29 protein-coding genes and 1 other annotated feature are annotated in these 26,508 nt (G+C 57.1%); of the genes, 19 read left to right on the top strand and 10 right to left on the bottom strand.

Translation table 11 applies throughout. The annotated features are described in order from the left end of the window. The first annotated feature begins 58 nt into the window (after positions 1–58). From leuB to I4V53_RS06180, 3 genes are all read left to right on the top strand, one after another. Positions 59–1,132 carry a 3-isopropylmalate dehydrogenase gene (gene leuB / locus I4V53_RS06190; protein ID WP_195984609.1) on the top strand — a complete coding sequence of 358 codons (1,074 nt, stop codon included), beginning with the start codon at positions 59–61 and terminating at the stop codon, positions 1,130–1,132. Positions 1,133–1,204: 72 nt separating this feature from the next. Continuing rightward, a complete protein-coding gene (locus tag I4V53_RS06185; RefSeq protein WP_195984770.1) occupies positions 1,205–1,897 on the top strand; it encodes an AzlC family ABC transporter permease in 693 nt (230 codons plus the stop codon). Beyond that, positions 1,894–2,238 carry an AzlD domain-containing protein gene (locus tag I4V53_RS06180; protein WP_195984607.1) on the top strand — a complete coding sequence of 115 codons (345 nt, stop codon included), beginning with the start codon at positions 1,894–1,896 and terminating at the stop codon, positions 2,236–2,238. Before I4V53_RS06185 ends, I4V53_RS06180 begins: the two co-directional genes overlap by 4 nt. 133 nt (positions 2,239–2,371) lie before the next feature. Here I4V53_RS06180 and I4V53_RS06175 read toward each other — a convergent pair whose 3' ends face one another. Continuing rightward, on the bottom strand, positions 2,372–2,860 hold the full coding sequence (locus I4V53_RS06175; RefSeq protein ID WP_195984604.1) for a deoxycytidylate deaminase: 489 nt from the start codon (positions 2,858–2,860) through the stop codon (positions 2,372–2,374). Positions 2,861–3,006: 146 nt separating this feature from the next. Here I4V53_RS06175 and rsmA point away from each other — a divergent pair, with 146 nt between their 5' ends. The 5 genes from rsmA to I4V53_RS06150 all read left to right on the top strand — a co-directional run bounded on the left by rsmA (position 3,007) and on the right by I4V53_RS06150 (position 5,311). Then, on the top strand, positions 3,007–3,873 hold the full coding sequence (gene rsmA / locus I4V53_RS06170) for a 16S rRNA (adenine(1518)-N(6)/adenine(1519)-N(6))-dimethyltransferase RsmA (protein ID WP_195984602.1): 867 nt from the start codon (positions 3,007–3,009) through the stop codon (positions 3,871–3,873). A gap of 24 nt (positions 3,874–3,897) precedes the next feature. Next, the gene (locus I4V53_RS06165; protein ID WP_195984600.1) at positions 3,898–4,221 is read left to right on the top strand and encodes a hypothetical protein; all 324 of its coding nucleotides are present in this window, start codon (positions 3,898–3,900) and stop codon (positions 4,219–4,221) included. A gap of 198 nt (positions 4,222–4,419) precedes the next feature. Further along, positions 4,420–4,596 carry a CopG family transcriptional regulator gene (locus tag I4V53_RS06160; RefSeq protein WP_195984598.1) on the top strand — a complete coding sequence of 59 codons (177 nt, stop codon included), beginning with the start codon at positions 4,420–4,422 and terminating at the stop codon, positions 4,594–4,596. Between the two features lie 102 nt (positions 4,597–4,698). Next, positions 4,699–4,866, top strand: coding sequence for a ribbon-helix-helix protein, CopG family (locus tag I4V53_RS06155; RefSeq protein WP_195984596.1), 168 nt, complete (start codon positions 4,699–4,701; stop codon positions 4,864–4,866). 145 nt (positions 4,867–5,011) lie between these two features. After that, positions 5,012–5,311 (top strand): DUF6809 family protein, encoded by a 300-nt coding sequence (locus tag I4V53_RS06150; protein ID WP_195984594.1) that lies wholly within the window; start codon positions 5,012–5,014, stop codon positions 5,309–5,311. Positions 5,312–5,421: 110 nt separating this feature from the next. On the opposite strand, the gene I4V53_RS06145 is transcribed toward I4V53_RS06150, so the two are convergent. Genes I4V53_RS06145 through I4V53_RS06125 form a run of 5 tightly spaced genes read right to left on the bottom strand, consistent with a single transcriptional unit; the run spans position 5,422 to position 10,727 of the window. Further along, complete coding sequence (locus tag I4V53_RS06145) at positions 5,422–6,648, bottom strand: homocysteine S-methyltransferase family protein (RefSeq protein ID WP_195984592.1); 1,227 nt, start codon at positions 6,646–6,648, stop codon at positions 5,422–5,424. Positions 6,649–6,677: 29 nt separating this feature from the next. After that, entirely contained in the window at positions 6,678–8,372 is a 1,695-nt protein-coding gene (gene argS / locus I4V53_RS06140) for an arginine--tRNA ligase (RefSeq protein WP_195984590.1), read from the bottom strand. Next, positions 8,341–8,805, bottom strand: coding sequence for a YwiB family protein (locus I4V53_RS06135; RefSeq protein WP_195984588.1), 465 nt, complete (start codon positions 8,803–8,805; stop codon positions 8,341–8,343). The genes argS and I4V53_RS06135 overlap by 32 nt, the downstream gene beginning before the upstream one ends. Before the next feature lie 24 nt (positions 8,806–8,829). Continuing rightward, entirely contained in the window at positions 8,830–9,642 is an 813-nt protein-coding gene (gene murI / locus I4V53_RS06130) for a glutamate racemase (protein WP_195984586.1), read from the bottom strand. A gap of 17 nt (positions 9,643–9,659) precedes the next feature. After that, the gene (locus I4V53_RS06125) at positions 9,660–10,727 is read right to left on the bottom strand and encodes a D-alanine--D-alanine ligase family protein (protein WP_195984584.1); all 1,068 of its coding nucleotides are present in this window, start codon (positions 10,725–10,727) and stop codon (positions 9,660–9,662) included. Positions 10,728–11,116: 389 nt separating this feature from the next. On the opposite strand from I4V53_RS06125, the gene I4V53_RS06120 reads away from it, so the two are divergent. The 8 genes from I4V53_RS06120 to rplL all read left to right on the top strand — a co-directional run bounded on the left by I4V53_RS06120 (position 11,117) and on the right by rplL (position 15,733). Then, positions 11,117–11,917 carry a DUF7674 family protein gene (locus I4V53_RS06120; protein WP_195984582.1) on the top strand — a complete coding sequence of 267 codons (801 nt, stop codon included), beginning with the start codon at positions 11,117–11,119 and terminating at the stop codon, positions 11,915–11,917. A 213-nt stretch (positions 11,918–12,130) separates the two neighbouring features. Continuing rightward, positions 12,131–12,280: a 50S ribosomal protein L33 gene (rpmG, locus tag I4V53_RS06115; protein ID WP_050697321.1), complete on the top strand. Its 150-nt coding sequence runs from the start codon at positions 12,131–12,133 to the stop codon at positions 12,278–12,280. Between the two features lie 21 nt (positions 12,281–12,301). Continuing rightward, positions 12,302–12,625 (top strand): preprotein translocase subunit SecE, encoded by a 324-nt coding sequence (secE, locus tag I4V53_RS06110; RefSeq protein ID WP_074017407.1) that lies wholly within the window; start codon positions 12,302–12,304, stop codon positions 12,623–12,625. Between the two features lie 17 nt (positions 12,626–12,642). Then, complete coding sequence (nusG, locus tag I4V53_RS06105; RefSeq protein WP_050697322.1) at positions 12,643–13,164, top strand: transcription termination/antitermination protein NusG; 522 nt, start codon at positions 12,643–12,645, stop codon at positions 13,162–13,164. A gap of 151 nt (positions 13,165–13,315) precedes the next feature. Continuing rightward, the gene (rplK, locus tag I4V53_RS06100; protein WP_050697323.1) at positions 13,316–13,741 is read left to right on the top strand and encodes a 50S ribosomal protein L11; all 426 of its coding nucleotides are present in this window, start codon (positions 13,316–13,318) and stop codon (positions 13,739–13,741) included. A gap of 55 nt (positions 13,742–13,796) precedes the next feature. Next, on the top strand, positions 13,797–14,489 hold the full coding sequence (rplA, locus tag I4V53_RS06095; protein ID WP_050697324.1) for a 50S ribosomal protein L1: 693 nt from the start codon (positions 13,797–13,799) through the stop codon (positions 14,487–14,489). Positions 14,490–14,558: 69 nt separating this feature from the next. After that, positions 14,559–14,713 (top strand) — a sequence feature (ribosomal protein L10 leader region). A 41-nt stretch (positions 14,714–14,754) separates the two neighbouring features. Then, on the top strand, positions 14,755–15,288 hold the full coding sequence (rplJ, locus tag I4V53_RS06090) for a 50S ribosomal protein L10 (protein WP_195984580.1): 534 nt from the start codon (positions 14,755–14,757) through the stop codon (positions 15,286–15,288). 67 nt (positions 15,289–15,355) lie between these two features. Beyond that, positions 15,356–15,733, top strand: coding sequence for a 50S ribosomal protein L7/L12 (gene rplL, locus I4V53_RS06085; RefSeq protein ID WP_195984578.1), 378 nt, complete (start codon positions 15,356–15,358; stop codon positions 15,731–15,733). A gap of 174 nt (positions 15,734–15,907) precedes the next feature. Here the strand turns inward: rplL and I4V53_RS06080 are convergent, their stop codons facing one another. Beyond that, positions 15,908–17,257, bottom strand: coding sequence for a D-alanyl-D-alanine carboxypeptidase family protein (locus I4V53_RS06080; RefSeq protein WP_195984576.1), 1,350 nt, complete (start codon positions 17,255–17,257; stop codon positions 15,908–15,910). Between the two features lie 175 nt (positions 17,258–17,432). Between I4V53_RS06080 and I4V53_RS06075 the strand changes: the two genes are divergently transcribed. The 3 genes from I4V53_RS06075 to I4V53_RS06065 are packed head-to-tail and all read left to right on the top strand — an operon-like array spanning position 17,433 to position 21,927. After that, positions 17,433–18,095, top strand: a complete 663-nt coding sequence (locus tag I4V53_RS06075) for a metallophosphoesterase family protein (protein WP_195984574.1) — start codon at positions 17,433–17,435, stop codon at positions 18,093–18,095. Then, positions 18,092–19,225, top strand: coding sequence for an exonuclease SbcCD subunit D (locus I4V53_RS06070; RefSeq protein ID WP_195984572.1), 1,134 nt, complete (start codon positions 18,092–18,094; stop codon positions 19,223–19,225). Before I4V53_RS06075 ends, I4V53_RS06070 begins: the two co-directional genes overlap by 4 nt. After that, a complete protein-coding gene (locus tag I4V53_RS06065; protein ID WP_195984570.1) occupies positions 19,222–21,927 on the top strand; it encodes an AAA family ATPase in 2,706 nt (901 codons plus the stop codon). Before I4V53_RS06070 ends, I4V53_RS06065 begins: the two co-directional genes overlap by 4 nt. A gap of 108 nt (positions 21,928–22,035) precedes the next feature. Here the strand turns inward: I4V53_RS06065 and recG are convergent, their stop codons facing one another. From recG to I4V53_RS06050, 3 genes are all read right to left on the bottom strand, one after another. Next, positions 22,036–24,075 carry an ATP-dependent DNA helicase RecG gene (recG, locus tag I4V53_RS06060; RefSeq protein ID WP_502709360.1) on the bottom strand — a complete coding sequence of 680 codons (2,040 nt, stop codon included), beginning with the start codon at positions 24,073–24,075 and terminating at the stop codon, positions 22,036–22,038. A gap of 172 nt (positions 24,076–24,247) precedes the next feature. Beyond that, the gene (locus tag I4V53_RS06055; RefSeq protein WP_195984569.1) at positions 24,248–25,912 is read right to left on the bottom strand and encodes a DAK2 domain-containing protein; all 1,665 of its coding nucleotides are present in this window, start codon (positions 25,910–25,912) and stop codon (positions 24,248–24,250) included. Positions 25,913–26,193: 281 nt separating this feature from the next. After that, on the bottom strand, positions 26,194–26,454 hold the full coding sequence (locus I4V53_RS06050; RefSeq protein WP_195984768.1) for a stage V sporulation protein S: 261 nt from the start codon (positions 26,452–26,454) through the stop codon (positions 26,194–26,196). Positions 26,455–26,508 lie beyond the last annotated feature (54 nt).

Below are 26,508 nucleotides of genomic sequence, written 5' to 3'. Positions count from 1 at the left end.
AGGTTGTTCCCGAAGGGATGCGTAAATATCATACAGAAAAATCAGGAGGAAATCATAGATGAACGAATATAAAATTGTATTGCTGAAGGGCGACGGAATCGGCCCGGAAATTGTAGATCAGGCGGTCAAGGTGCTGGATCGGGCGGCGGAAAAATTCGATTTCCGCGTTAGCTACGACGAAGCCCTGCTGGGCGGCAGCGCCATCGACGCAACCGGCACGCCCCTGCCGCAGGACACTATTGACAAGTGCAAAGCGGCGGATTCCACGCTCCTGGGCGCGGTCGGCGGCCCTAAATGGGATACCCTGCCGGGCGACCAGCGGCCGGAAAAGGGGCTGCTGGGGATCCGCGGCGCGCTGGGCCTGTTTGCCAACCTGCGCCCGGCGGTCATCTTTGACGAGCTGCGCGACGCTTCTCCGCTGAAGGCGGAAATCATCGGCGGCAAGCTGGACGTGATGGTGGTGCGCGAGCTGACCGGCGGCATCTATTTTGGCGAGCGCGGCCGCAAAGAGGTCGACGGCGCGGAAGCGGCCTACGATACCGAAATGTACACCGTGCCGGAAATTGAGCGCATCGCGCGCGTGGCGTTCGACATGGCGCGCAAGCGCGGCAAGAAGCTGTGCAGCGTGGATAAGGCCAACGTGCTGGAATCCTCCCGCCTGTGGCGTGCGACGGTCGCCCGCATCGGCGCGGAAGAGTTTCCGGATGTGGAACTGAGCAACATGTATGTGGATAACTGCGCCATGCAGCTGGTGCGCAACCCGCAGCAGTTTGACGTCATTGTCACCTCCAACATCTTTGGAGACATCCTCTCCGACGAAGCGTCCATGATCAGCGGCAGCATCGGCATGCTGGCCTCCGCCAGCCTGGGCGCGGACCAGTCAGGCCTGTATGAGCCGATCCACGGTTCCGCTCCGGACATCGCGGGCACCGGCAAGGCGAACCCGCTGGCGACGATCCTCTCCGTTGCGATGATGCTGCAATATTCCCTGAACCAGCCCGAAGCGGCCAAGGCGATTGAAAACGCGGTTTCCGCCGCCCTCAAGCAGGCACGCACCGCGGACATCGCCAGGGAAGGCATGAAGACCGTGACCTGCGAGGAGATGGGAGACCTGGTCTGCAGCCTGCTGTAAAAAGAAATATTGGAGCGAAGCAAAAGAGTGGAACAATCAACATTGACCTTTCAAAAAGGGCTGAAGGACGGCATGCCGATCTGCCTGGGATACCTCAGCGTGTCCTTTGCGTTCGGCATCCTGGCGACGCAGGGCGGCCTGCCCGTATGGGTGGCGCTGCTGATCTCCATGACCAATCTGACCTCCGCGGGCCAGGTGGCGGGTACGCAGCTCATTTTGACGGGCGGTATGTACATAGAAATTGCAATCACTACGTTTATTATCAACATCCGCTATATGCTGATGTCGCTCTCCCTTTCCCAAAAGGTGGAGGCGAAAATGACAAATTTGCAGCGGTGGATCCTGGCCTTCGGCATCACGGATGAAATCTTCGCCGTGGCGATCCAGCAGAAGGAGGAAGTCAGCGCGAAGTATCTGTCCGGTCTGATTGTTACCCCCTATGCGGGCTGGGCGCTGGGGACCTTCCTGGGGGCGACGGCGGCGGGGCTGCTGCCGATGTCCCTGCGCGACGCGCTCGGCATTGCGATTTACGGCATGTTCATCGCGATCATTATCCCGCCCGCCCGCAAGGCGAGGCCGGTCGCTGTGGTTGTCGTACTGTCCATCGTGCTGAGCTGTGCGTTTAAATGGCTGCCGCTGCTGAACCAGATTTCCTCCGGCTGGGTAATCATTATCTGCGCCGTGCTGGTATCCGCTTATGCGGCGGCGCGCTACCCGATCGACGAGGAAGCGCCGGAACCGGAAAAGGCGGGTGGGGAAGGATGATCGACTACACGCGTATCCTGCTTTCCATCGCTGTGATGGCGGTTGTTACCTACGTGATCCGCGTGCTGCCCCTGGCGATTTTTAAAAAGAAAATTCAGAACCGGTTTATCCGTTCCTTTTTGGCCTATGTGCCGTATGCGGTGCTGGCGGCCATGACCTTCCCGGCTATTCTGTTTTCCACTGCGGAAGCGGTGACGATGCAGAGTGTGCTGTGCGCCTCCATCGGGATGGTCGTTGCGCTGCTGCTGGCTTACCGGGACAAGGGACTGCTCACCGTGGCGGTAGGGTCTACGGCGGCGGTTTTCCTTATGGAACAGATTACAAGGTTTATTTTCGTATAAGGAAAGAGTGAACGGAATGCGCGGCCCGTTCACTCTTTCCTTTCTTATATGCAATTTTCATGTCCGGATAAAAAACATGTCTTCGCGGGATTTCCGAACCGAAGAACGGTTGCTTTTATATGCTGAAAATGCATCAATAGCCGAAGATGCCCTCCAGTGATTCGTCAAAGGTGACCCAGTCCATGACGTCCACGCTGGTGAACTCCGTCTTGTTCAGGCGGATGACCACGCGCGCGATGCCCGCGTTGATGATCTGCCGCTTGCACATGGAGCAGCTGGACGGGTTTTCCACATATTCTCCGGTCTTGGCGTCCCTGCCGACCAGATACAGGGTGGAGCCGATCATATCGCGCCGGGCGGCGCTGATGATGGCGTTGGCCTCCGCGTGTACCGCGCGGCAGACTTCGTATCGTTCCCCGCGCGGGATGCCGAGGCTTTCCCGAATGCAGACGCCGGTATCGATGCAGTTTTTGCGGCCGCGCGGCGCGCCGTTGTAACCGGTGGAAACAATCTCGTCATTGTGAACGATAATAGCGCCAAAATTGCGGCGCAGGCAGGTGCCGCGTTCGGAAACGGTTTCGGCAATATCCAGATAATAATTTTCTTTGTCAGTTCGCTGCATAGGTGTTCCCTCTCTCTGTGTCGAAATATGGTCAACATTTATGATAGAGGATTTTCACGGTGGAATCAATGGCAAATCGGAAATTAATATGATATACTAAAACTTATACTAAATCAGCCCAATCCGGGCGTTCGGAGGTTGCCATTTTGCAGGAAACATTCAGGTTGTCCGATCCCAGCGCCATCAAAGCGCTGCTGACCCGCCATGGGTTTACGTTTTCCAAGTCTCTGGGCCAAAACTTTTTAATCAACCCGTCGGTCTGCCCGCGTATGGCGGAGGAGTGCGGCGCGGCGCCGGGTGTGGGCGTGTTGGAGGTAGGCCCCGGCATCGGCGTGCTGACCGTGGAGCTGGCGAAGCGCGCGGAAAAAGTAGTGTCCGTCGAGCTGGACAAACGGCTTCTCCCGGTGTTGGAGGAGACGCTCGCGCCCTACGGCAATGTAAAAGTGGTCAACGACGATATTTTAAAGGTGGACTTGCAAAAGCTGTTGCGGGAGGAATTCCCCGGGATGCAGGTGGTGGTTTGCGCCAATCTGCCGTATTACATCACCTCGCCGGTCATCATGCGTCTGTTGGAGGAGCGGCTGCCCATCGCGGGATTGACGGTGATGGTGCAGAAGGAGGCCGCGCAGCGGCTCTGCGCCCAGCCCGGCAAACGGGAGTGCGGCGCGGTCAGCGTGGCGGTGCAGTATTATGCGGAGCCGCGTGTGCTGTTCCAGGTGTCGCGCGGGAGCTTCCTGCCGCCGCCCAACGTGGATTCCTCAGTGATCCGGTTGGATGTGCGCCCGGAGGCCGCAATTGATATTCCCAATGAGAAGAAGTTCTTCGCACTGGTCAAAGCGGCGTTTGGCCAGCGCAGAAAGACCATTCTTAATGCGATTGCAGCGGGTTTGTCAATTCCCAAGGAGCGAATTGCCGCGGCCTGTGACGCGGCTGGTATCGCGCAGAACGCGCGGGCGGAACAGCTGACGATGGAGCAGTTTGCCGCCCTCAGCCGGGCGTTGGAACGCCTTTAAACGATCTTTTCGGGAGGAATTGCAGTGACGGATCATAAACTTTCCTTTATTTTTTATGAGGTGGGGACCATCCTCTGTCTGGTGGCAATGGTGCTGGGGCCGGCCGGGATCGAAAACTGGTCCGTGGCCGCCTCGATTGTTGCCGTTTTTCTGGCCTGCACCGGTATCTACCTTGCCTTCTCCAGCTGGACGGATTCGCCGCGGGGCCGGCCGACCCCAGAGCCGGAGGAAACCGACGGGCTGGAATATGCCGAACAGAAAGAAGAATCTCCCGATACGCTCGTGGAGTGGGAGCAAATAGAAGAGTTATGTAAAGAAAAGGAAGAGGGCGAAACGCCTCTTTCCTGAAAAGCAGTTTTTTGAAACGGCATGATAAGAGAATAAAAAGAGGACGCGATGCAGCGTCCTCTTTTTAGGTTGTTTCAGATATAAAGAAGGATATTGGATATATCAGGTAAAATTATTTCACATAAGCAAAATAGGATTGATTTTCATGGGCCTGTAAAGTATGGTATTACTAATGATTCATAAAAAAGGAGGTACACAATGGGCGAGAAAAAATTAGGCCGACCGACAGACAATCCTAAAAATATCGTACTGAAAATCCGCTTGGATGAAGATTCTTCTAAAAGGTTGGAAGAATGCAGCATGAATATGAAAATTTCCAAAGCGGAAGTGATCCGGCGCGGTATTAAAATGATGTATGACGGTCAGGAAAAATAAGAAGGATGTAGATTAGCAAATATTTTTTGGCGGTAAAATATTTCTTGACTTTCTGGCGGTAAACATTTATGATTATTATGTTGGCAGGAAAGGGGGGAGTACATGCCAAACAAAAAGAGAGGACGCCCCATTGCAGAGAATCCAAAAAACTTGCGAGTGGATGTACGCCTTACAGAGGAAGAGTTAAAAAAGCTTGATGAATACTGTAGGAAAAAGGGCGTTTCGCGGCCTCAGGGATTACGTGATGGAATAGAAGCCCTCGAAAAATAAAAAAGGAAAGCGGTGCGCACCGTCGAACAACGTAAACACCACTTTCCCCCCACAACAGCCCTTGCCGGACCGCCGCACAAATATTGTACCATGTGCGCCGCGGTCTGGCAAGGCGTTGTGAAAAATCATGTAAAGGATGGTACATATGGAAACAAGCTATCTGGAACAGTTTGCAAAAGGCAATCTGCAAATACGGGACCGGACCTTCCGGCGCGGGTCCGTGTATGACAAGGCGCTGAAACAGGTCTGCGAAGCGGAGGACATGCTCCGGGAAGCGCTGAACGAGCCGGAAAAGGAATTGTTCGGGAAGCTGATCGAGGCGGAGACGGCGCTCAGCTCGTTGTCGAAGACCGACCGTTTCATTCACGGCTACCGGCTTGGTGTGCGGATGACCATGGAGGTGTTCACCGGGCGGGACGATCTTGTGCTTGGCGAGGAAACGTAAGATATAAGAGACAATAAAAGAACCGGCATTTCCGAAAGCCTTCAAGGCTCCGGAAATGCCGGTTTTTGTACAGGATTCAGAGTGACCATATCGTGGCTGTTCTCTGATATTTAATAGAGAATGGCTCCGTATTTGGAAGCCAGCGGTTCCAGTACCTCGTCTTCCAGCTGGCACTCGCTGTCTACAATCAGGCGGCCCTGGAAGTAGCGCAGGGCGGCTTCCAGTACGGGCGCGCTGTCGCAGTGTACGGCGATGGGCAGCCGCGTCATACCGCTGTTTTCCGACAGGATGAGTGCGTCGTCCACGCTCTCCACCTCCACCAGCGCCGCGTTGCAGCGGTCGTCGTCCAAGTCGATCAGATCCTCATCCAGATGGCTGGTACAGGCCAGCGGTTCGCTGAAGACGATGTCGTCGCCCAGGAAAAAAGCCTCCGTTTCGATCGCGGCGGCGTAGGAATCGGGCTCCTCCGGTACGCGCATCGGGGAGCATTCGCACAGCATTTCCGCCAGCGCGTCGATGTGCGCCGGGGTGGCGCCGCTGCATCCGCCAAAGATATGCGCCCCCGCCTCCAAAAGCTGCTTTGCATGCTCCGCGAATTGCTCAGGAGAGAGCAGGGAACCGTCTTCCGCCAGCGCGGAGGGCTTGACGATGATGGGAACCGCGGTATGCGCGCGCACTTCTTCCAGCTGTTCCAGCATGGGGCCGACGGGGCCGTTCAGACCGACGGCGTCCGCGCCCATCACCTGCAATGTAATCAGAGCGGGCAACAGGGAACAGCCGGTCACCGTTCGCCCGCTTTCGTCCAGCGTCAGTGTGACAAAGGTGGGCAGGTTGGTCGCGCGGGCCGCCAGCACCGCCGCGCGCATATCTGCCAGTGAGGTTTGCGATTCGATGGCGATGAAGTCCACACCCGCCTCGTCCAATGCGCGAATCTGTTCGCGGTAAAGATCATAAATGTCGTCGAAGTCGGATTCTCCGAAGGGGGGGACAAAAAGCCCGCTGGGGCAGACGTTGCCGCCCACCAGCACGCCGCGCGGTTTGGCAACGCTTTGGCTCAGCCTGACCAGCTCCGTGTTGAGCCGCGCCACCTCGTTTTCCAGCCCATACAGAGACAGGCAGGCGGCGTTTGCGGCAAACGTCGGGGCATAGACGGCCCGCGCGCCCGCGTTGATATAGGCGTTTTGCAGCCTGGTCAGGGCCTCCGGATGTTCTAAAATCCATTGTTCCATGCCGGGACCGCCGGGCCGCCGGATGTCGGCGGGCATGCCCGCGGCGATCAGGTTGGTATCCGTCGCGCCGTCCAGCAAAAGGGGTAACGGATAAGGGAAATCGTCCATTTCTTGTCTCCTAATGTAAAAATCAGTGGTTACATGACTTCCGGTGCGGAAATCTTGAGAAGGGACAGCACGTTGCGGATGACCGTCGCAACCGCCTTGCAGAGGCAGATGCGCGCGGCGCGCAGGCCGTCCTCCGCGTCCTTGACGCGGCAGGTATTGTAAAATTTATGATAGAGCGTGGCCAGCGTGATGACATAGCGCGTAATGCGCGCCGGGTCGTAATCCTTTGCGGCGGCCACGATTTCGTCCGTGTAGGCGGAGAGGTGACGGATCAGTTCGATCTCCTCCTGGGAGGTCAGCAGCGCCAGCTCTTCATCGGTGCAGGTGCGGGGCTTGATGCCCTCGGCTTCCAGCGCCTTGAGGATACTGCAGATGCGTGCGTGCGCGTACTGCACATAGTAAACCGGGTTCTGGGAGTCCTGCTGTACCGCAAGATCGAGGTCAAAGTCCATCTGGGAGGTGGCCTCACGCATATTGAACAGGAAGCGCGCCGCGTCCACGGGGACCTCGTCCAGCAGATCCGCCAGCTGGATCGCCTTGCCGGTGCGCTTGCTCATGCGGACGACTTCGCCCGCCTTGACCAGACGAACCAGCTGGATCAACACCACGTCCAGCTTGCTGCCGTCCAGGCCGACGGCGTCCATTGCGGCCTTCATACGCGCCACGTGGCCGTGGTGGTCCGCGCCCCAGACGTCGATGCAGCGGTCAAACCCGCGCTTCGCAAATTTATTGCGGTGGTAGGCGATATCCGCGGCAAAGTAGGTGGGGTTGCCGTTCTGGCGCACCAGCACCTCGTCCTTTTCCGCGCCGAAGTCGGTTGCGCGGTACCAGAGCGCGCCCTCCTTCTCGTAGGTCATGCCCTTGTCCTTTAAAATCTGGATGGTCTCTTCCAGCTCGCCGTCGTTGTGGATGCGGCTTTCCAGGAACCATTCGTCGTACTGAATGCCATATTTGGCAAGATCGGCCTGCATTTTGGCGATGTTCTTCGGCAGGGCGAAGGCGACCAGTGCCTTCTGACGCTCCGCCGGGTTGGCGTCCACATAGCGGTCGCCGTTCTCTTCCGCGAACTGCGCGGCGCGTTTCTTAATGTCGTCGCCATGATAGCCGTCCTCCGGGAATTCCACCGCGTCCTCGCCCTTGTAAATCTGAAGGTAGCGCGCTTCCAGAGAGTTGCCGAATTTCTCAATCTGGTTGCCCGCGTCGTTGACATAGAATTCACGCCAGACGGAATAGCCCGCCGCGTCCAGCACGGAGGCCAGACAATCGCCCAGCGCGCCGCCGCGCGCGTTGCCCATGTGCATGGGACCGGTCGGGTTGGCGGAGACGTACTCCACCATGATTTTCCTGCCCTGCCCGTAATCGCTGCGGCCGTAATCCGGGCCGAGCGCCTCAATGTCTTTGAGAACATCCGAATAGAACTGGCGGTTCAGGAAAAAATTGATAAAGCCGGGACCGGCGATTTCAAAGCGGTCAAAATAGGTGCCGTCCAGCGCCAGATTGTTGGTGATCGCTTCCGCGATCTTGCGGGGCGCCATATGGAACGCGCGCGCGCTCACCATGGCGGCGTTGGTCGCCCAATCACCGTGGGCGCGGTCCGCGGGAACTTCAATCGTGAAAGCCGGGGCCTCCGCTTCGGGCAGTTCGCCCTTTTCTGCCGCGCGGGCAATCGCCGCGAGGATCACTTCCCGTAGATTATTGGTTGCCTGCTGCACTAATTTTGACATCTTTGTTTTCTGCCTCCTTGACGGTAATCAGTATTTCATTGGAACTGGACAGGTTGGAATTGATGTCCAGCGTATAACGCACTTCCAGTTTGCCGCCTTCGTCCGTCAGGCTGGAATGCAGCCTGCTGGTGAAGATGCCCACCATCATGTGGCCGTAGCCGGTGTCGTACTGGCAGAGATGGCGCTTGCCGTTCTCCAGAACCAGCCGGGTGCCGTCCGCACCGCCGCGCATCAGCGTCACCTTTTGGCTGCCCTCGATCTTCAGCACGGAAGTGATGGGTTTGCCGTTTTCCTCGTTGTCATATTCCTTGTATGTAATATATCGGTTGTTGCCCTTTTTGACATAGGAGCCGAGCGTCGTCACCTGGATTTCGCCCGATTCGTCGTCCACCTTCTGGCGGCCCAGAATATCGATCAGATAATTTTCCTGCATATTTATTCATCCTCCCTGTGGGGGTCAATAGCGGTCGATGTCGATCTGCCGGACGTCCTGGTCCACGTTGCGGCCCAGGAAAATCCCCGCGATATGTGAGAAGTTTTCCACGTGGTCGCTGACGTAGAACGAGCAGTCCCCGGCGGCGGGCCGGTCGCAGAGCAGCCCCTGCTCCCGCAGCAGCTCGCCGCAGAAAAAGGCGGTTTCGCGCCCGCTGTCGATCAACGTCACGTCCCTGCCCATCACCGCGCCGATGACGCGGCTGATGATCGGGTAATGGGTGCAGCCCATGATGAGCGTATCCACGCCGGCGTCCCGCAGCTCCGTCAGATACCGCTCCGCCACCATGCGCGGGACCGGGTCCTCCGGGTCGACAAACCCGTTTTCTACCAGCGGGACGAACAGCGGGCAGTCGCGGTCGTACACCGTGATGCCGGGGTCAATCTCCGCCAGCGCCCGGCGATAGGAGCCGCTGCGGATGGTGGCGGTGGTGCCGATCACCCCAACGCGCTTGTTGCGGGTCGCCTTGGAGGCCGCGAGCGCGGTGGGGTGCAGAACGTCGACAAACGGAAGGTCCGGTTTTTGGCCGGCCGCGCCGATGACGGAGCTCACGGTGCCGCACGCCGCGACAATCAGCTTTACCTGGTTTTCCTTTAAAAAATGAATGTCCTGCGCGGCATATTTCAAAATGGTTTCCCGGCTGCGCGAGCCGTAGGGGACGCGTCCGGTGTCGCCGAAATAGATGATGTTTTCCTGCGGCAGGATCTCCAGCAGCTCTTTGACGGCGGTCAGGCCGCCGAGGCCGGAGTCGAACACGCCGATTGGTCGGTTATCCATGCTTTCCCGCTCCTGTTTTATTGGTTCTCAAAGGCCAGGCCGACCAGACGGTCCAGCAGCTCCGGAATAGAGACGCCGCAGGCTTCCCAAAGTTTAGGATACATGCTGATGGAGGTAAAGCCCGGCAGGGTGTTGATCTCGTTGAGCAGGATTTCGTCGCCGTTCCGCACAAAGAAGTCCACGCGGGCCAGGCCCGTGCAGCTCAGCATGCGGTAGGCGCGCTCCGCAGTGTGGCGCAGCGTCTCGCTGACCTCCGGCGAAAGGTGCGCCGGGATATAAAGCTGGGAGGTGCCGTTTTTATATTTGTCGTCGTAGTCGTAGAAATCGGCGGAGGGAGCGATCTCGCCCACAATGGAGGCCTCCGGCTTTTCGTTGCCCAATACGGCGCACTCCACTTCCTGCCCGACAATGCATTCCTCAATGACCACCTTGTCATCCTCGTTGGCGGCCTTGGCGACGGCAGCGTCCAGTTCCGCCTCGCAGTTGACCTTGCTGACGCCCACGGAAGAGCCCGCGTTCGCCGGCTTGACAAACACCGGATAGCCCAGGCGCGCTTCCACCTTCAGCTTGATCTTATCCGCGCCGGTTTTGTAATTGCAGGCAAAGAACCAGAGGTAGTTGGCCTGCTTGATGCGCGCGCCGGTCAGCAGTGTGTGGGCCACGGCTTTATCCATGCAGACGGCGGAAGCCAGCGTGCGGCAGCCGACGAACGGGATGCCGGAGAGCTGGAACAGCCCCTGGATGGTGCCGTCTTCGCCGTTCTTGCCGTGCAGCGCCGGGAAGGCCACGTCGATCTTGACGATCTCGCAGCGACCGCTGCCGTCCAGCACCAGCAGCCCGCCGATGGAGCGGTCCGGGGAGAGGGACGCGGGACGGTTGTTGGGGTTTTGCTCCCACGCGCCGCTGGCAATGTCGTCGCTGGCGCTGTCCGTCAGCAGCCAGCGCCCGGCTTTGTCGATGCCCAGGGTGAGCACCTCGTATTTATCTTTTGGAAGGTTGTCGATGATGCACTTTGCGGAGAGGCGGGAGACCTCATGCTCGGAGGAACAGCCGCCGAAGATCACGACAATTCTGCGTTTTTCCATAGAATAGAACCTCCTGATATGTTTTTCAGATACAGTTGGCCCGGGACCCTTTTCGTCGGGTCCTGTAAATATATATGATAACACAACACCGGAACCCGCGCAATCACTACATTCGCCAAATAATCGGGCCGCCCGGGGAAATCCGTGGGCAATATGAAAACGGGCCGGATTCCCTCTATATAATGTATGGTGACAAAAAAAGGAATATGTAGTATAATCAAAAGGACATTCTTTTCCGGCCGGTTTGTGAAATACGGTTCGTGGTGCGGGTGACAGGACTTGAACCCGCACAGGCCGCGTCCGCATGGGTTCTGGAAAAGACAGAGCAGATGAAAACCGTTCGGGGCCCTGCAACAGCCCCGATTTTGAAAAAGCAGGAGTGATGATTTTTGGAACAGAAGGTATTTGACCTGATCGCCGGCAGAACCGGGGAGGCGCTCGCGCCGCAGGGTTTCCAGAAGGGCGGGGTGTCCGCTGTGGAGGGCGCCGGCACGACGGCGCTGTTTACCGGGGAAAACCTCGCGTACAGCGTGTTTTTTGATGAAAAGAAAAAGCAGTTTGAGCTGCGCACCTGCCCGATGACGGACGAAGGCCCGGACGAGAACTGGAAAGTGATCTCCCGCTGGCTGTTCGACCCGGAGGCGGGAACCAGCGGCATGTCGGAGGCGGAGAGCATTGCCAACGACTTTATAGAGACGATCGAAGGCCCCAAGCGCATTGCCGCCGTGCAGACGGCGAAGAAGCGCCGCAAGGGCGACGAGAACAACGCGGACCCGCTGTTCTTCTTTAACCGCCTGGTCGGCGTGTTCCCGGACCTGCGCTCGGAAATCGCCGAGGAGCGCTCATGGTACGGCATGGTGCGCGGCGTAACGTTTGCCAGAGAGCATGTGCTGCCGAAGATGGAATCCCTGCTCGCGGGCGGCAATCCGGATAAGCTCCGCAAGCTCTGTGAGGTGCTGGGCGATATGTATGTGGCGGGCGACATGGACGTGCGCTCCATCATCACGATCGTGCTGCTCAACGGAATGCGGGACCAGGGCGGCGTGAAGGAAAAGATGGAGCCGCAGTTCCGCAAGGAGCTGAAGGAGGCGCACAAGGCGGCGCTGAAATACCGCGGCAAGGAAGTCAAACCGGAGAAAAAGAAGAAGGAAAAGAAATATTCCGCAGAGAAACTCAACGACCTGCGGTAAACGGTGGAATCACAGCGGGGAGGGCGTGCGTTTTCCGACGGAACCGCGCGCGGTTCCTCGCTTTTTTCAAATTTTCCCTTGACCAAACAGGGCGCGCTATGGTATAGTAATACTACCTCATAAAGGGGTTATTTTTTTGCGCCCTTTTCAGAGGGAGGCTGTGACTCCAAAAAGAGAGTCTAAATATTGTTCCGTATAACGGGAGGTGCCGTCATGAGAGTGAAAATCGTATTAGCCTGCACAGCGTGCAAACAGCGCAACTACAACACCATGAAAAACAAGAAGAATGATCCGGACAGGCTGGAAATGAACAAGTACTGCCGTTTCTGCAGGAAGCACACGCTTCATAAGGAAACGAAGTAATCCGGACGGAGGGACAAAGAGATGCCAGAAAACACGGAAAAGTCAGTAAAAGATACTGAGAAATCAGTAAACGTTGCTGAGAAGCCGGCGAAAGCCGACAAAGCCGCAAAAGCTGAAAAATCCGAGAAGAAAGACAACGCTTTCGTCCGGTTTTTCAAGAACACGGCAAAGTTCCTTCGCGATGTCAAAAGTGAAATCAAGAAGATCGTGTGGCCTGCTCCGAAGAGCGTGTTTAAAAACACAGGCGTCGTGCTGGTGACCATCATCATCATTGGTCTGTTCATCTTCGGCCTGGACACCGCGTTTATGAACCTGCTTGGTCTGATCATGAACATCGCCAAGTAAGGAGCGGAGGAATTGCTATGCCCGAAGAGGGAAAATGGTACGTTGTGCATACCTATTCCGGGTATGAAAACAAGGTGGCCTCGAATCTGGAGAAGACGGTGGAAAACCGCCAGCTCCACGACCTGATCCAGGAAATCCGTGTCCCTACGGAGACGGTGACCGAGATCAAGGACAACAAAAAGCGCGAAGTCGAGCGCAAAATCTTCCCCGGCTATGTGCTGGTGAAGATGGTGATGACGGACGAGTCCTGGTATGTGGTGCGCAATATCCGCGGCTGCACCGGGTTTGTCGGCCCGTCCTCCAAACCGATCCCGCTCACCAGCGAAGAGGTGGCGAAGCTCGGCGTGGAGACGCGCGAGGTAGAGGTTTCCTACAGCGTGGGCGACTCCGTCCAGATTGTCGACGGTCCGTTGGAGGGCTTTGTCGGCACGGTGGAAGAGGTCGACCTGGAAAAGAACCGCGTCCGTGTAACTGTGAGCATGTTTGGACGCGAAACGCCGGTGGAGCTGGAGCTCGACCAGGCGGAGGCAATGGAATAAGTCCGGCGGACGGCCTACTCACAGCGTCCGGCGCGTCATGGTAACAATAATACGCGGGAGACCGCTTATTATGAGGGGCTCTGCCCCCTGTGGGAGGAACGGGTGAAACGCCCGCTCCGCCATCTACCACGAATTTTGGAGGTGCAAGTAAATGGCTCAAAAGGTTACGGGCTTGATTAAGCTCCAGATACCGGCTGGCAAAGCAACGCCGGCGCCGCCTGTTGGTCCGGCTCTCGGTCAGCATGGCGTCAACATTATGGCGTTCACAAAGGAATTCAACGAGCGCACAAAGGCAGACGCAGGTTTGATTATCCCTGTCGTCATCACGGTTTATGCAGACCGTTCTTTTACCTTTATCACAAAAACGCCGCCTGCGGCCGTTCTGATCAAGAAGGCCTGCGGAATTGAATCCGCTTCTGGCGAACCGAATAAGAAAAAGGTAGCAAAGATTACCCGTGAGCAGGTCAAGAAGATTGCGGAACAGAAAATGCCGGATCTGAATGCGGCCTCTGTGGAAACTGCGATGAGCATGATCGCGGGCACAGCGCGCAGCATGGGCATTGAAGTCGTAGATTGATCACCCGGGTGGGAGGAACAAATCCGATTTTACCACTCAATAGGGAGGAAAACCAATGAAACACGGTAAGAAATATGTCGACAGCGCCAAGCTGATTGACCGTTCCAAGTTTTATGATCCGGACGAAGCGCTTGCAACATGCGTGAAGACTTCCACCGCCAAGTTTGACGAGACCGTCGAGGTCCACGTAAAGCTGGGCGTTGACAGCCGCCATGCAGACCAGCAGGTCCGCGGCGCGATCGTTCTGCCGAACGGCACCGGTAAAACCGTGCGCGTTCTGGCAATCTGCAAAGGAGACGCTGCGAAAGACGCAGAAGCTGCCGGCGCAGAATTTGTAGGCGCAGAAGAAATGGTCCAGAAGATCCAGAGCGAAAACTGGATGGACTTTGACGTTCTGATCACAACCCCGGATATGATGGGTCTGGTCGGCCGTCTCGGTAAGATCCTCGGCCCGCGCGGCTTGATGCCGAACCCGAAGGCCGGCACCGTTACCCGCGACATCGGCAAGGCGATTACAGACGCCAAGGCCGGTAAGATCGAGTATCGTCTGGATAAGACCAACATCATTCACTGCGTCATTGGCAAGGTTTCCTTTGGTCCGGAAAAGCTCCAGCAGAACTTCGATACGCTGCTGGGCGCAATCATCAAGGCAAAGCCGGCCGCCGCGAAGGGCCAGTATATCAAGTCCTGCGTGGTTGCCACCACCATGGGCCCCGGCGTCAAGATGAACCCGAACAAGGTTGGCTGAAACCCTTGACAAGGGATTGTCCCTGTGTTATGATTAATATCGCTTTCCCGTGTAAACAGGAAAGTTCCATATTTCGCTGTTCTTTATTCAAAGACAGCAGGCGCATTGCGTAATGGGGAATCCCAGCCTGCCGAGGATAGAGCCGGAGAAACCTTCTGGATTTTTTTGATTCAGTTTGTTTTTACGCCCTTCCCGGTTTTGGGAAGGGCTTTTTATTTGCCCGACCCGTTATGAAATGCAATTTCGGTTACGGAGGTGAATCCATTTGCCAAGCGAGAAGATACTGGAACAAAAAAAGCAGGTCGTTACAGAGCTTGCTGAGAATCTGAAAGCTGCCTGCACCGGCGTCATTGTAGATTACAAGGGCATCACGGTTGCGGATGATACAAAACTGCGTAAGCAGCTGCGCGAGGTGGGCGACTACAAGGTCGTGAAAAACACCCTGCTGAAACTGGCGCTGAAGGAAGCCGGCATCGAGGGTCTCGATTCCGTTCTGGAGGGCACCACAGCGATCGCGATCAGCAATGAAGACTACGTTGGCAGCGCCAAGGTACTCTCTGATTTTGCTGAGAAAAGCAAGACCTTTAAGATTAAAGCGGGCTTCGTAGACGGCAACGTCATCGACGAAGCAGGCGTCAAGAATCTTGCGAAGCTGCCTTCCAAGGAAGTGCTCATTGCACAGACACTGGGCGGCTTAAACGCACCGATTACCGGCTTTGTTACCGTGCTGAACGGTACCATGAAGGGCCTGGTTGTCGCGCTGAATGCAATTGCAGAGAAACAGGCTGCAAACGCGTAATTGTTTTTTTACCAAACCGGCGCCGCTGGCGCACCAAAAATTACTTTAAAATTATGGAGGTATTATCATGTCTGATAAAGTTGTTAAGCTGATTGAAGATGTAAAGGCTCTCACCGTTCTGGAGCTCTCCGAGCTCGTTAAGGCTCTCGAAGAGGAGTTCGGCGTTTCCGCTGCTGCTCCGGTTGCTGTTGCTGCCGCTCCGGTTGCTGGCGCTGCTCCGGCTGCTGAAGAGAAGACCGAGTTTGACGTCATCCTGAAGGGCGCTGGCGCAAACAAGATCGCTGTCATCAAGGTTGTCCGCGAGATCACCGGCCTGGGCCTGAAGGAAGCCAAGGAAGTCGTCGACGGCGCTCCGAAGGCTGTCAAGGAAGGCATCTCCAAGGACGATGCGGATGCGATCAGCAAGAAGCTGGCCGATGCAGGCGCAGAAGTCGAAGTGAAATAATTTCTTCCGTAACCAAAGTCCCGTCTGTGAAAACAGGCGGGGCTTTTTTGTGCCGGGAGAAACGGTTGCAGGAACGCAAACAGGGCATTTTATAGCATTGCTGTAACATGAAAGAGGCCGGGAATCTTCCCAAACCAATGGAAAGACTCCCGGCCTCTTTGCGTTTATACTTTTTTACATGCGCCTGTATTTCTTTACCTTGCGCAGATTTTTCTTTTTGCGGTTGTAAATCAGCGCCAGTACGATATAAATCAGAACCAGTACCAGGATAATTCCTGCGATCACCAGGAACCAGGTGGAGGTGAAGATGGATTTAACCGTATCCACGGAGTGGAGCAGCTCGCTGCGCTCCACGGATTCCGCGGCGACAAGATCGACCGTGGCCAGCTCCTGTCCCGCATAGCTCAGGGTGGCGGTGCCGATTTTATCGCCCTTCTTGATCGGGGCCTCCACGCTTTCCGGCAGATTTTTGGTGAGGATCACGCTGGAGACGTCGACGCTGTCCGGCATGATGGTGGAATAGTTTTTGGCGGGGACCAGCAGCAGCTTATCTTTGTTCCAGGCATAGTCCAGCTGGATTTCTCCCACAGAATCCTCGCTGTTGAGCACATCCTTCATTTCCAAGTTGTTAAAGGCCCATTCGTAGAGGTTTTTGCTGTCGATCATCTCGCCGCGGTTCGTAATCTTGTTGCCGTTTTCATCCACACTGGGGGAACCCAGCGCGACGCACATGTAGCTGTACCCGCCCTTGGTGGCGGAGGAAACGAGGCAATAGCCCGCCTGGTCGTGGGACCCGGTCTTGATGCCGCGCGCATAGCGGTAATAAAGGCTGGGGTCCAGGTTCGGGTCGATCAGCCGGTTCGTGGTGACAAGTGTGCGCTCCTGACCGGCTTCCGGTCCGCCTGCGGGCGTATAAGTATAGCGGGTCTGGTCAGTGATATCGGTAAAGTGCGGCAGGGTCATCGCATATTTTGTAATGAGATACAGGTCGTGCGCCGTCGTGTAGTGGTTGTCGTCGTGCAGGCCGTGCGGGTTCATAAAATGCGTGTTGACGCAGCCCAGCTCCTGTGCCTTCTGGTTCATCAGTTCCACAAAGGCGTCGGCGTTGCCGTTGCCGATATAGTCGGCCAGCACCAGCGCGGCGTCGTTGCCGGACGGGACCATCATACAGTTGAGCAGTTGCATCACGGTCAGCACGTCGTTTTCCTTGATGCCGGAGAGGGAGCTGCCGGTCCCCAGCAAGCGGTCCACCACTTCCTTTGTCACGGTAACCTGTGTGTTTTCCAGGTCTTCAATCTGCTCGCTGACGACGATGAAGCTCATGATTTTGGTGGTGGAAGCCGGCGCCCGTTTTGCGTCCGCATTTTTTTGGTAGACGATGGTGTCCGTGTCCAGGTTGATCAGCTCGATCGCCGCGGAATTCGTTTCAAAGTCAATATTAAACGTGGCGGCGCTTGCATAGGACGGCACAAGCATACAAACCATCAGGATCAGGCACAAAAGGGGAAAGAGCTTTTTTTTCATGGAACTTTTGCCTCCAATGTGATATGATTATAAAATATCAGATCTTTCAATACAGGGAAAGTCTTGTAAAAGTATACCAGTTATTTATGGAAAGATAAAGGTTCGTATCAAAATCTTCATCTTTTCTTCAGAAAACCATTGCCTGCGGTTCGGCAGGCTAAAAGGGGGATGCTCTTTGCTTTATATCACAGGGAATATGCATGGGGAAATGGCGCGCTTCGAGGATTCCCGCCTGCGGAAGCTCAAAAAGGGGGACACGCTGATTGTCTGCGGCGATTTTGGATTCCTCTGGGATGGCGGGCCAAAAGAGGAAAAGAACCTGAAAAAGCTCGGCGGTAAGAAGTACCGGATTCTGTTTGTGGACGGTACGCACGAGAATTTTGACCTTCTGGACCAGTATCCGGAGACGGACTGGAACGGCGGAAAGGTCCAGAAGATCAACGACAATGTGCTGCATTTGCTGCGCGGCCAGATTTATGAGATCGAGGGGAAAAAGCTCTTTGTCTTCGGCGGCGGGGAAAGCGCTGAAAAACAGATGTATGTGGATGCCGGGAAGTGGTGGGAACGGGAGATGCCCAGCCTGACGGAACTGCGCGAGGCGGTGAACCGCCTGCGTGAACATGCATTTAAAGTGGATTACATTCTTACGCATGAGCCCGCGCCCGGGATGCCTGCCATGAAAGTCAACCCAAAGGACAGTACCAACCAGCTGGACGCCTTTTTTGACGAGCTGGTCAAACGTGTAGACTATGACAAATGGTTCTTTGGCTCGCTGCACATCGACCGGAAGATCACCGCCAAGACCTACTCCGTATTCAACGAGGTTGTGCCGCTATGAAAATTTTGCATACTTCCGACTGGCACCTGGGGAAAATGCTGTTTGGGCGTTCCCTGCTGGAGGACCAGGCGTATTTCATCGACCGGGTGTTCCTGCCCCTTATGGAGCGGGAGCGCCCCGATTTACTTTTATTGGCGGGCGACGTATTCGACCGCCAGATCGCGCCCACGGAGGCGATCCGGCTGTTTGACCGCTTTGTCTCGGAGGCGCACCGCCTGCATATACCGCTGGCGGTGATCAGCGGCAACCACGACGGCGCAGAGCGGATGACGCTGGGCGCAGACCTCCTGCGCCAGTGCGGCGTGACCATTGCCACAAAGATTGAGGACGCTTTCACACCGGTCCGGCTGCCGGGGCATGTCAACCTGTATCTGCTTCCGTATTTTGACCCTGTACAGGCGCGGCAGTTTTTAGGGGAAGAGGTGAGGGGCTTTCAGGAGTCATACCAGGCGGTATTGGACAAGCTGCGCGCGTCGTTTGAGCCGGACGCCGTCAATTTACTGGCGGCGCACTGCTTTGTAATGGGCGGCGAAACCTCCTCTTCTGAAAGCCCTACCTTTGTGGGAGGCAGCTCCGAGGTTCCGCCCGCCTGCTTCGCGGGCTTTTCCTATGTGGCGCTGGGGCATCTGCACCGGCCGCAGAAGGCGGGGCCGAACGGACGGTACGCCGGTTCGCCGCTCAAGTATTCCTTTGACGAGGCGGACCACAGGAAATCGGTCGCCATGGTGCACATTGAAGATGGAACGGTGGAAACGGAACAGATTCCGGTGCAGCCGCTGCGCGACCTGCGCCTGCTTTCCGGCACGATGGAAACGCTTCTGGCGCAGGGGAGGGAGAATCCAAGCGAGGACTATCTCTATGTGCATCTGCTGGACGAATCCCCGGTCTATATGCCGATGGACCGGCTGCGCCCATACTTCCCTAATCTGCTGGGGCTGAATTCCGAGTGGCTGGCGCGCGCGGGCAGCGGGGACAACGCGGGCCTGCGGGAACAGCTGCTGCACCGCAAGACGGACGATACCGCCATCTTTGAGGAATTCCTTAAGCAGATCTGCGGCACACAGGCGGATGACGAGGACCGCGCGCTGTTCCGGCGGGCGATGAACGGGAAAGAGGGTGCGGAGGAATGAAGCCGATTACCGTGACCATGCAGGCCTTCGGCTCTTATTTGAATCGCACGGTTGTGGACTTCACCGAACTGGGCGACAACGCGATCTTTTTGATCACCGGGGCCACCGGAGGCGGGAAGACGACCATTCTGGACGCGATGTGTTTTGCCCTGTACTGCAAGGCGACGGGCGGCCGCAGAAGCTGGAGCAGCATGCGCAGCGCAGCGGCGCCCATGGGTGCGGAAACGCTGGTGGAATTTACCTTTCAGCTGGCGGGGGAGAGATACCGTTTTGCCCGATCCCAGTCGCTGTACGAGGCGCGCGGAAGCGGTGCGCTGAAAACCAAGGAGTCGCACGCCTGCTACCGATTGAAGGACGGCGAATGGGAGCTTCTGCTCTCCGGCGCGGAAGCCCGTGTGCGGGAAAAGGCGGAAGAGCTGCTGGGCCTGACCTGCGAACAGTTCTCCCAGGTCATTGTTTTGCCGCAGGGAGATTTTTTAAAACTGCTGCTCTCCAGTTCGCGCGACAAGACGCAGATTTTCCAGACGCTGTTTGCAACCGTTCGCTGGGAGCGCGCGACGCGCAACTTAAAAGAAATGGCGTCGTCGCTCAGCCGGGAGGCTGGGGAGCTTGAGGCGGCGAAGAAATCCATCCTGGAACAGGAGGCCGTGGACAATCTGCCGCGGCTGGAGCAGAAAAAAGCGGAGATGGAAAAGCAGCTGGCACAGGTTCAAAAGGAGCGGCAGGCGGCGGAGGAAGCGTTGCAAAAGCAGAATGCGTCCGTGCGCGCGGCGGAAGCGCTCACGGAGCAATTTTCATCTCTGGGCAAGCTGAAAAAGCGATGGGAGGAACTGGAAGGCCGGGCGGCCGAAATGGAAAAGAACCGCGCAAAGCTGGAACAGACCCGGCGCGCGGCGGGCGTCTATCCTTACTTTACCGCCTGCCAGTCGGCGCAAAAGGAGCTTGCCCTGAAACAGCGGTCACTCCAGGCGGCGCGGGAACGGTTCCAGGCGGCGGAGAAGGCGTTGCGATCGGCACGGGAACAGCTTCCGCTGGCGAAACAATGCCGGCAAAACCTGCCCCTGTTGTCCCAGAAGGAAGCCAATTTGTTGCGTATCCGGGAAAGCGCCGTACGGTATCAGGATGTCCAGAAGCGCTGCGCGGATACACAAAAGCGTATCAACGAGCAGGAAAAGAAGCAACAGGAAGCCGTTGCCCGGCTGCAGACGGCGGAGCAGCAGCTGCGGGACGGCAATACCTACATTCAGCGGGTACAGCGGGAGATTTCCCGCATGCCGCAGTTGTTGCAGGAAGTACAGCGGCTGATGGATACGGATGCGGCCGCCGCGCTGGCGGAGCATTTGCAGGAGGGCGCGCCCTGCCCGGTCTGCGGGTCGGCGCATCATCCGGCCCCGGCGCGTCCCAGCACGCGATTGCAGGCGGCGCAGGAAGCGCTGCAAAAGGCGCGGCAGTCCGCCGATCGGTTGGAACGCGCGCAAAAGCGGTTGCAAGAGCGCCAGGAGCAGCGGGAACAGGCGCGGAAGGACTGCGACGCGGGCAAGGACGCCGTTTCCGCTCTGCGGAATATGCTGGAAGGACAGGCCGCGGCCCTGCGCGAATTGGAGCAAACGATGGGCGATTTGCGGGCCCTGCCTGAGATCGACCGGCAGCTTACAGAGGTGCGCGCACAAAGCAGGGGCAGTGCGGCGCGCGCGGAAGAGCTGGAACAAAACGCTGCGCATGCGGAAAGCGCAGCGGCAGCGGCGGAAGCAGCCTGTAAAGCGATGGAAACGGCGCAAAAAGAGGCGGAGACAGCCGTACAGGCTGCGCAAAAGCAGCTGGATGACGCCGTGCTGCAGGCCGGACTGCACCCGGAGGAGGATTACGCGGCGCTTCTGCTTCCGCCGGAACAGATCCAGATGTTGGAACAGGCGCTGACTGCTTATAAGGCCGCACGGGAAAGCGCCCGCCAACAGATTTCCGCCTTGGAAACGGAGCTGGAAGGAAAGACGATGCCCGATTTGGCGGCTGTCAGAGAGGCGCAGGCACAGGCACAGAAGCGCGTGGGAGAATTGGCGCAATCGTCCGGCAAGCTGGAGCAGGGCCTTGCTTCCGCGCTTCAGTCTTTGGAACGGCTGGAACGGCTGGAGCAGGAGGGGAAACAGGTGGAACAGGCGTATGCGCGCAGCAGCCGTCTGGCAATGCTGCTCTCCGGAAAGAACGCGTATAAAATTCCGCTGCAGCAGTTTGTGCTGGGCGTTATGCTGGACGATATTCTCACCTCCGCCAATCAGTTTTTTGCCACGCTCAGTTCCGGGCGGTACAGTTTGAACCGCGTCACCGGGCCAACGGGAGGCAATGCGCTGAGCGGGCTGGATATGCAGGTGTTTGACGCCTATACCGGCGGCGCGCGGGCGGTGGAGACGCTCTCCGGAGGCGAGCTGTTTCTGGCGTCTCTGTCGCTGGCATTCGGCCTCTCCGACGTGGTACAGAGCTATTCGGGCGGCGTGCACCTCGATTCACTGTTCATCGACGAGGGCTTCGGCACGCTGGATCAGGAGACGCTGGATACCGCGATGAAGGCGCTGGCGCAGCTGCAGAGCATGGGGCGCACCATCGGCATCATCTCCCATGTGAGCGAGCTGAAAAACCGCATCGCGGCGCAGATTGTTGTCGGTAAAAATCCGGAGGGCGGCAGTACGGCGGCAATTCAGATACAGTAATTTATTAGTTCCGGCAACTTTTAAAATAAAGAACCAGGAGAAGTGGAAGGGCACGTCCCTAAAACGAAAACAGCCGCTGTCAGATTTTCTATCTGACAGCGGCTTTATTTATCCGCCCGCAAGCGTTTGAAAAAGCTGGTTGATTTCTGCGCGCAGGCCGCGGTGTTCCGGTTTTTCCAGCGAGAAATCCTGCGTCAAAATGCCGCGCGCGGCCTCCTGCGCATGTTTGAGCGTCTCCATGTCCTGCGCCATGTCGGCTATTTTCATGTCCGGAAGGCCGTGCTGGCGGGAGCCGAAGAAATCGCCGGGCCCGCGCAGCTTTAAATCCTCGTCGGCGATCTCAAAGCCGTTTGAGGTGCGGCACATCACGGACAGCCGCGTGAGCGCCTCCTCATTCTGCGCATCGGAAACCAGAATACAGGTGGATTGCTGCGTCCCGCGCCCGACGCGCCCCCGGAGCTGATGCAGCTGGGAAAGACCGTAGCGCTCCGCGTTCTCGATCAGCATGACGGTTGCGTTTGGCACGTCCACGCCGACCTCCACAACGGTCGTGGAGACCAGTACGTCGATCCGTCCGGCGGAGAAGTCCCCCATGACGGATTCTTTCTCCCTGGCTTTCATGCGGCCGTGCAGCAGGCCGACGCGGCAGTGGGGCATCCATTCCGTGCGGAGCTTTTCCGCGTATTGCGTCACAGAAGCCATGTCGCTGTCGCTCTCATCGATCATCGGACAAATGATGTAGCATTGCTGTCCCTGTGCGATATGCTGCTGCAAAAAGTGGAAGGCGCGCGGCCGCTTGGCGCTGTCGATGGCATATGTTTCAATCTTTTGCCGGCCTGGGGGCAGCTCATCCAGGATAGAGAGGTCCAGGTCGCCGTAGATCATCAGCGCCAGCGTGCGGGGAATGGGCGTAGCGCTCATGACGAGCAGATGCGGGTTGTCCCCCTTGGAGGCCAGCGCCGCCCGCTGCGCCACGCCGAAGCGATGCTGTTCATCTGTGACAACCAGCCCGAGCTTTTGAAAGAAAACCCCCTCAGAGAGCAGGGCGTGCGTGCCGATGACAAAGCGAATTTCCCCTGCTTTGAGCTGTTCCGTTAGCTTCTTTTTCTGTGCGGCGGGGATGGAGCCGGTCAACAGGGCGACCGGGATGCCGGCGGGAGCGAGCATGGCGGAGAGGGAATCAAAGTGCTGGCGGGCCAGGATTTCCGTGGGCGCCATCAGCGCGGCCTGCATCCCGTTTTCCACCACGCAATAACAAAGCGCGGCGGCGACCGCTGTTTTACCGGAACCGACGTCGCCCTGCACCAGCCGGTTCATCGGATGGCCGCCTTGCATATCCTCCATGGCTTCCTGTACGGCGCGTTTTTGCGCTTGCGTGGGTGTAAAAGGGAGCAGCCGGAAAAACGCTTCCGTGCAGTCCTGCGTCAAGCGGAGGCGGTTTTCCTCCTTTTCCCGTGTCTTCATGCGGAGCAGGCCCAGCTGCAGAACAAGCAGTTCCTCAAAGATCAGGCGGTAGCGCGCGGCGCGCAGCTGTTCCATTGTATCGGGAAAATGGATATGTTCCAGCGCCGTCCGCAGCGGGCACAGGCCGTATTGCAGGCGCAGCGGCTCCGGAATGGGGTCGCGAAGCTCCTGCGGAAGAAGAAGAAAGGCGTTGCGCACCGCGTTGGATATGATGCGGGAGCTGAGTCCCTGCGTTTGCCGGTAGACCGGACAGATGGCCGGATACGCGCCGATGGGATAAAACTCCGGGGCGAGCATTTCGCGCTTTAAAAAGTTGGAATGGACTTTGCCGTAGAACAGATAGGTTTCTCCTTCCTGCAGCCGGTCCTTGACGTAGGGATTATTAAAAAAGGTGACCTCCATATCGCTCGCGCCGTCTGTGACGCGCAGTTTGCAGAGCAGCATCCCGCCGCGGATGCGCGTTTCCGACGGCGTGCGGTATACGGTCGCGCGGATCGCGCAGGGTTCGTTCAGCGGCGCTTCCCGGATGAGGCAGGGATGAGACAGGTCCTCGTAAGCGCGGGGGTAGAGGCGCAGCAGCGCTCCGACGCTCGGCGCGCCGATTTTGGCGAACAGTTTGGCGCGCTTTTCGCCTACACCCTTCAGTTCCCGTATGGGCCTGTGAAACAACGACAAGAAATTCACCTCCAGAACAGTGCAAAAATGAAGTGGCCGTATCACAACGCGCCTTACATGAAAGATTGGCAGTAGAAAAGCGATTCCCCCCGCTAAGGGCGGGGGGATCATCAAATGCGGCCGGTTATTTGTGTATGCTGCCAATATAAAACAGCCTCTGTTTTATATTGGACAGACAGTTTTATTCAACGGAAACGATAAAGTAATAGACGGGCTGGCCGCCGTTGACCAGCGTGACCTCGATGTCGCTGCTGATCTTGGTTTTAATCCGATTGTACGCGTCGTTCGCCTGTGCCTCCGTGATGTCGGAACCGTAGATAATGGTGATGAAGGAGGTACTGCGGTTGACCATGGAACGGGTCAGCTTGCTGCAGGTGTGGACAATGTCCTTTTCAATCAGTTCCATTTTCCCGTTGCGCAGGCCCAGAATGTCGCCCTCGCGGATTTTGTGACCGCCGAATTCGGAATCGCGCGCCGCAAAGGTGACGGTGCCGGTCTGTACGTTTCCCGCGGCCTCCATCATGGAAACGGCGTTCTGCTCGGTGGAAACGTCCGGATCGAACGCCAGCATCGCGGAGAGCCCCTGCGGGACGGTGCGGGTCGGCAGAACAATGACCTTGCGGTCCTTGATCAGCGGAACGGTCTGCTCCGCCGCCATAATGATGTTTTTATTGTTGGGCAGAACGATGACCGTCTTAGCCGGTGTGGCGCGCACCGCTTCCAGGATATCGTTGGTGCTGGGGTTCATCGTCTGTCCGCCGCTGACCACATGGGTACAGCCGAGGTCGGTGAACAGCGTCTGCAATCCGTCGCCCGCGGCCACCGCCACAAAGCCGATCTCTTCCGTCGGCTCAGCAGGGGCCAGGGACTTTTTTGCGGCCTTTGCCTTTGCGGCCTCGTTTGCTTCCGCCGCCTTTCTGTGCTGTTCCTTCATGTTTTCTATTTTAACGGTCAGGAGCTGTCCGAAGACCAGCGCCGCCTGCAGGGCGTTGCCCGGCTCCTCCGTGTGCACATGCACCTTGATGATCTCTTCGTCGTCCACAACGACGACGCAATCTCCGATGCCCTCCAGATACTGGCGCAGGTCCTGCGGGTCCTTTACGCAGTCCGGGTCGCGTCCAACGATGAACTCCGTGCAGTAGGTGAAGTGGATTTCCTGGTCGAATTCTGCCGCCGCGTTGCGGAAGAATTCATCTGCAGTGAGGTTGTTATTGAATTCCGCCGCATCGTTGAGAATGATGGTGTGATCCTTGAAGACGGACATCATGCCGTCAAAGATATGGCAAAGGCCCTTGCCGCCCGCGTCCACAACGCCTGCCTTTTTCAGTACGGGGAGCAGCTCCGGGGTTTCTTCCAGCGCTTCCGCCGCGCCCTTGCAGATGGCGCTCCAGACGTAAACCGGGTCGTCGTCGATCTCCGCCGCCGCCTTGCCCTTTTCACAGGCAACGCGGGAGACGGTCAGGATAGTGCCCTCGGTAGGTTTCATCACGGCCTTGTAGGCGGCTTCCACGCCCATTCCAAGCGCGTTGGCCAGATCGGTTCCGCTGATGGTGCTGCAGCCCTCGATGCCTTTGGAAAAGCCGCGGAACAAAAGGGAGAGGATGACGCCGGAATTGCCTCTGGCTCCGCGCAAAAGAGCGGAAGCCGCCTTGTGTGCAATCTCACCGGCGCCGCCTTCCGCATTCTCCAATTCCCGCGCGGCGGAAGCCATTGTCATGCTCATATTGGTTCCGGTGTCTCCATCCGGCACGGGGAAAATATTCAGCTCATCGACAGAGGTTTTATACTTGGCGATATTGTTGGCGCCGGAAATCATGGCGTCCCTCAACTCAATTCCATTTATCACTGCGAACACTCCCTTGGTAACATTTTTCATATACGGTTCTCTTTATTTTTCCTATACGCTATTTTATCCGGACATTTATTTGAATATTATAACATACTCTTGCAGCAGATTCAATCGATATTATTGCCAGAAAAAGGGGGAGATAGTCGAAAACATCGGCGTTTATCAAAAAAAGAGTTCCCCGCTGTAAAGAACGGGGAACTCAATGCTTTATGGAAACGTAGTGGAGGAATTGGTATTATGTGAGTGGTGAGATGGTTACTGTCAAAGTTGTTTCCGTACTATCTCTGTTCGACAATCAAACGGATAGCAGTGCGTTCCTCGCCGTCGATTTCTACACTTGCAAAAGCGGGAATGCAGATGAGGTCGATCCCTGCCGGGGCAAGATACCCCCGTGCGATGGCAACCGCTTTAATTGCCTGATTGGCGGCGCCAGCCCCAACCGCCTGGATCTCGGCGGCGCCGGACTCTCGGATGACCCCTGCAATCGCGCCGGCGACTGCGTTTGGTGCGGACTTTGATGACACTTTTAAAGGTTCCATAGCCATCCCTCCTACGTCCTATGAATTTTTACACTCTAATCATAAAACATTTTG

Source organism: Clostridium sp. D33t1_170424_F3 (assembly GCF_015667585.1).
Lineage (GTDB): Bacteria > Bacillota > Clostridia > Oscillospirales > Acutalibacteraceae > Anaeromassilibacillus.
This window is presented reverse-complemented; position numbering and strand designations above follow the sequence as displayed.

Excerpts from the sequence above, each read along its gene's own strand:
- I4V53_RS06185 (WP_195984770.1), top strand. The coding sequence starts at position 1,205 with ATGCCGATCTGCCTGGGATACCTCAGCGTGTCCTTTGCGTTCGGCATC.
- I4V53_RS06125 (WP_195984584.1), bottom strand. The coding sequence starts at position 10,727 with ATGGAAAAACGCAGAATTGTCGTGATCTTCGGCGGCTGTTCCTCCGAG.
- I4V53_RS06155 (WP_195984596.1), top strand. The coding sequence starts at position 4,699 with ATGCCAAACAAAAAGAGAGGACGCCCCATTGCAGAGAATCCAAAAAAC.
- I4V53_RS06135 (WP_195984588.1), bottom strand. The coding sequence starts at position 8,805 with ATGCAGGAAAATTATCTGATCGATATTCTGGGCCGCCAGAAGGTGGAC.
- rpmG (WP_050697321.1), top strand. The coding sequence starts at position 12,131 with ATGAGAGTGAAAATCGTATTAGCCTGCACAGCGTGCAAACAGCGCAAC.
- I4V53_RS06065 (WP_195984570.1), top strand. The coding sequence starts at position 19,222 with ATGAAGCCGATTACCGTGACCATGCAGGCCTTCGGCTCTTATTTGAAT.
- secE (WP_074017407.1), top strand. The coding sequence starts at position 12,302 with ATGCCAGAAAACACGGAAAAGTCAGTAAAAGATACTGAGAAATCAGTA.
- I4V53_RS06145 (WP_195984592.1), bottom strand. The coding sequence starts at position 6,648 with ATGGACGATTTCCCTTATCCGTTACCCCTTTTGCTGGACGGCGCGACG.
- rplL (WP_195984578.1), top strand. The coding sequence starts at position 15,356 with ATGTCTGATAAAGTTGTTAAGCTGATTGAAGATGTAAAGGCTCTCACC.
- I4V53_RS06080 (WP_195984576.1), bottom strand. The coding sequence starts at position 17,257 with ATGAAAAAAAAGCTCTTTCCCCTTTTGTGCCTGATCCTGATGGTTTGT.
- I4V53_RS06175 (WP_195984604.1), bottom strand. The coding sequence starts at position 2,860 with ATGCAGCGAACTGACAAAGAAAATTATTATCTGGATATTGCCGAAACC.
- nusG (WP_050697322.1), top strand. The coding sequence starts at position 12,643 with ATGCCCGAAGAGGGAAAATGGTACGTTGTGCATACCTATTCCGGGTAT.
- rplA (WP_050697324.1), top strand. The coding sequence starts at position 13,797 with ATGAAACACGGTAAGAAATATGTCGACAGCGCCAAGCTGATTGACCGT.
- I4V53_RS06150 (WP_195984594.1), top strand. The coding sequence starts at position 5,012 with ATGGAAACAAGCTATCTGGAACAGTTTGCAAAAGGCAATCTGCAAATA.
- I4V53_RS06050 (WP_195984768.1), bottom strand. The coding sequence starts at position 26,454 with ATGGAACCTTTAAAAGTGTCATCAAAGTCCGCACCAAACGCAGTCGCC.
- I4V53_RS06070 (WP_195984572.1), top strand. The coding sequence starts at position 18,092 with ATGAAAATTTTGCATACTTCCGACTGGCACCTGGGGAAAATGCTGTTT.
- leuB (WP_195984609.1), top strand. The coding sequence starts at position 59 with ATGAACGAATATAAAATTGTATTGCTGAAGGGCGACGGAATCGGCCCG.
- murI (WP_195984586.1), bottom strand. The coding sequence starts at position 9,642 with ATGGATAACCGACCAATCGGCGTGTTCGACTCCGGCCTCGGCGGCCTG.
- I4V53_RS06160 (WP_195984598.1), top strand. The coding sequence starts at position 4,420 with ATGGGCGAGAAAAAATTAGGCCGACCGACAGACAATCCTAAAAATATC.
- rplK (WP_050697323.1), top strand. The coding sequence starts at position 13,316 with ATGGCTCAAAAGGTTACGGGCTTGATTAAGCTCCAGATACCGGCTGGC.
- I4V53_RS06180 (WP_195984607.1), top strand. The coding sequence starts at position 1,894 with ATGATCGACTACACGCGTATCCTGCTTTCCATCGCTGTGATGGCGGTT.
- argS (WP_195984590.1), bottom strand. The coding sequence starts at position 8,372 with ATGTCAAAATTAGTGCAGCAGGCAACCAATAATCTACGGGAAGTGATC.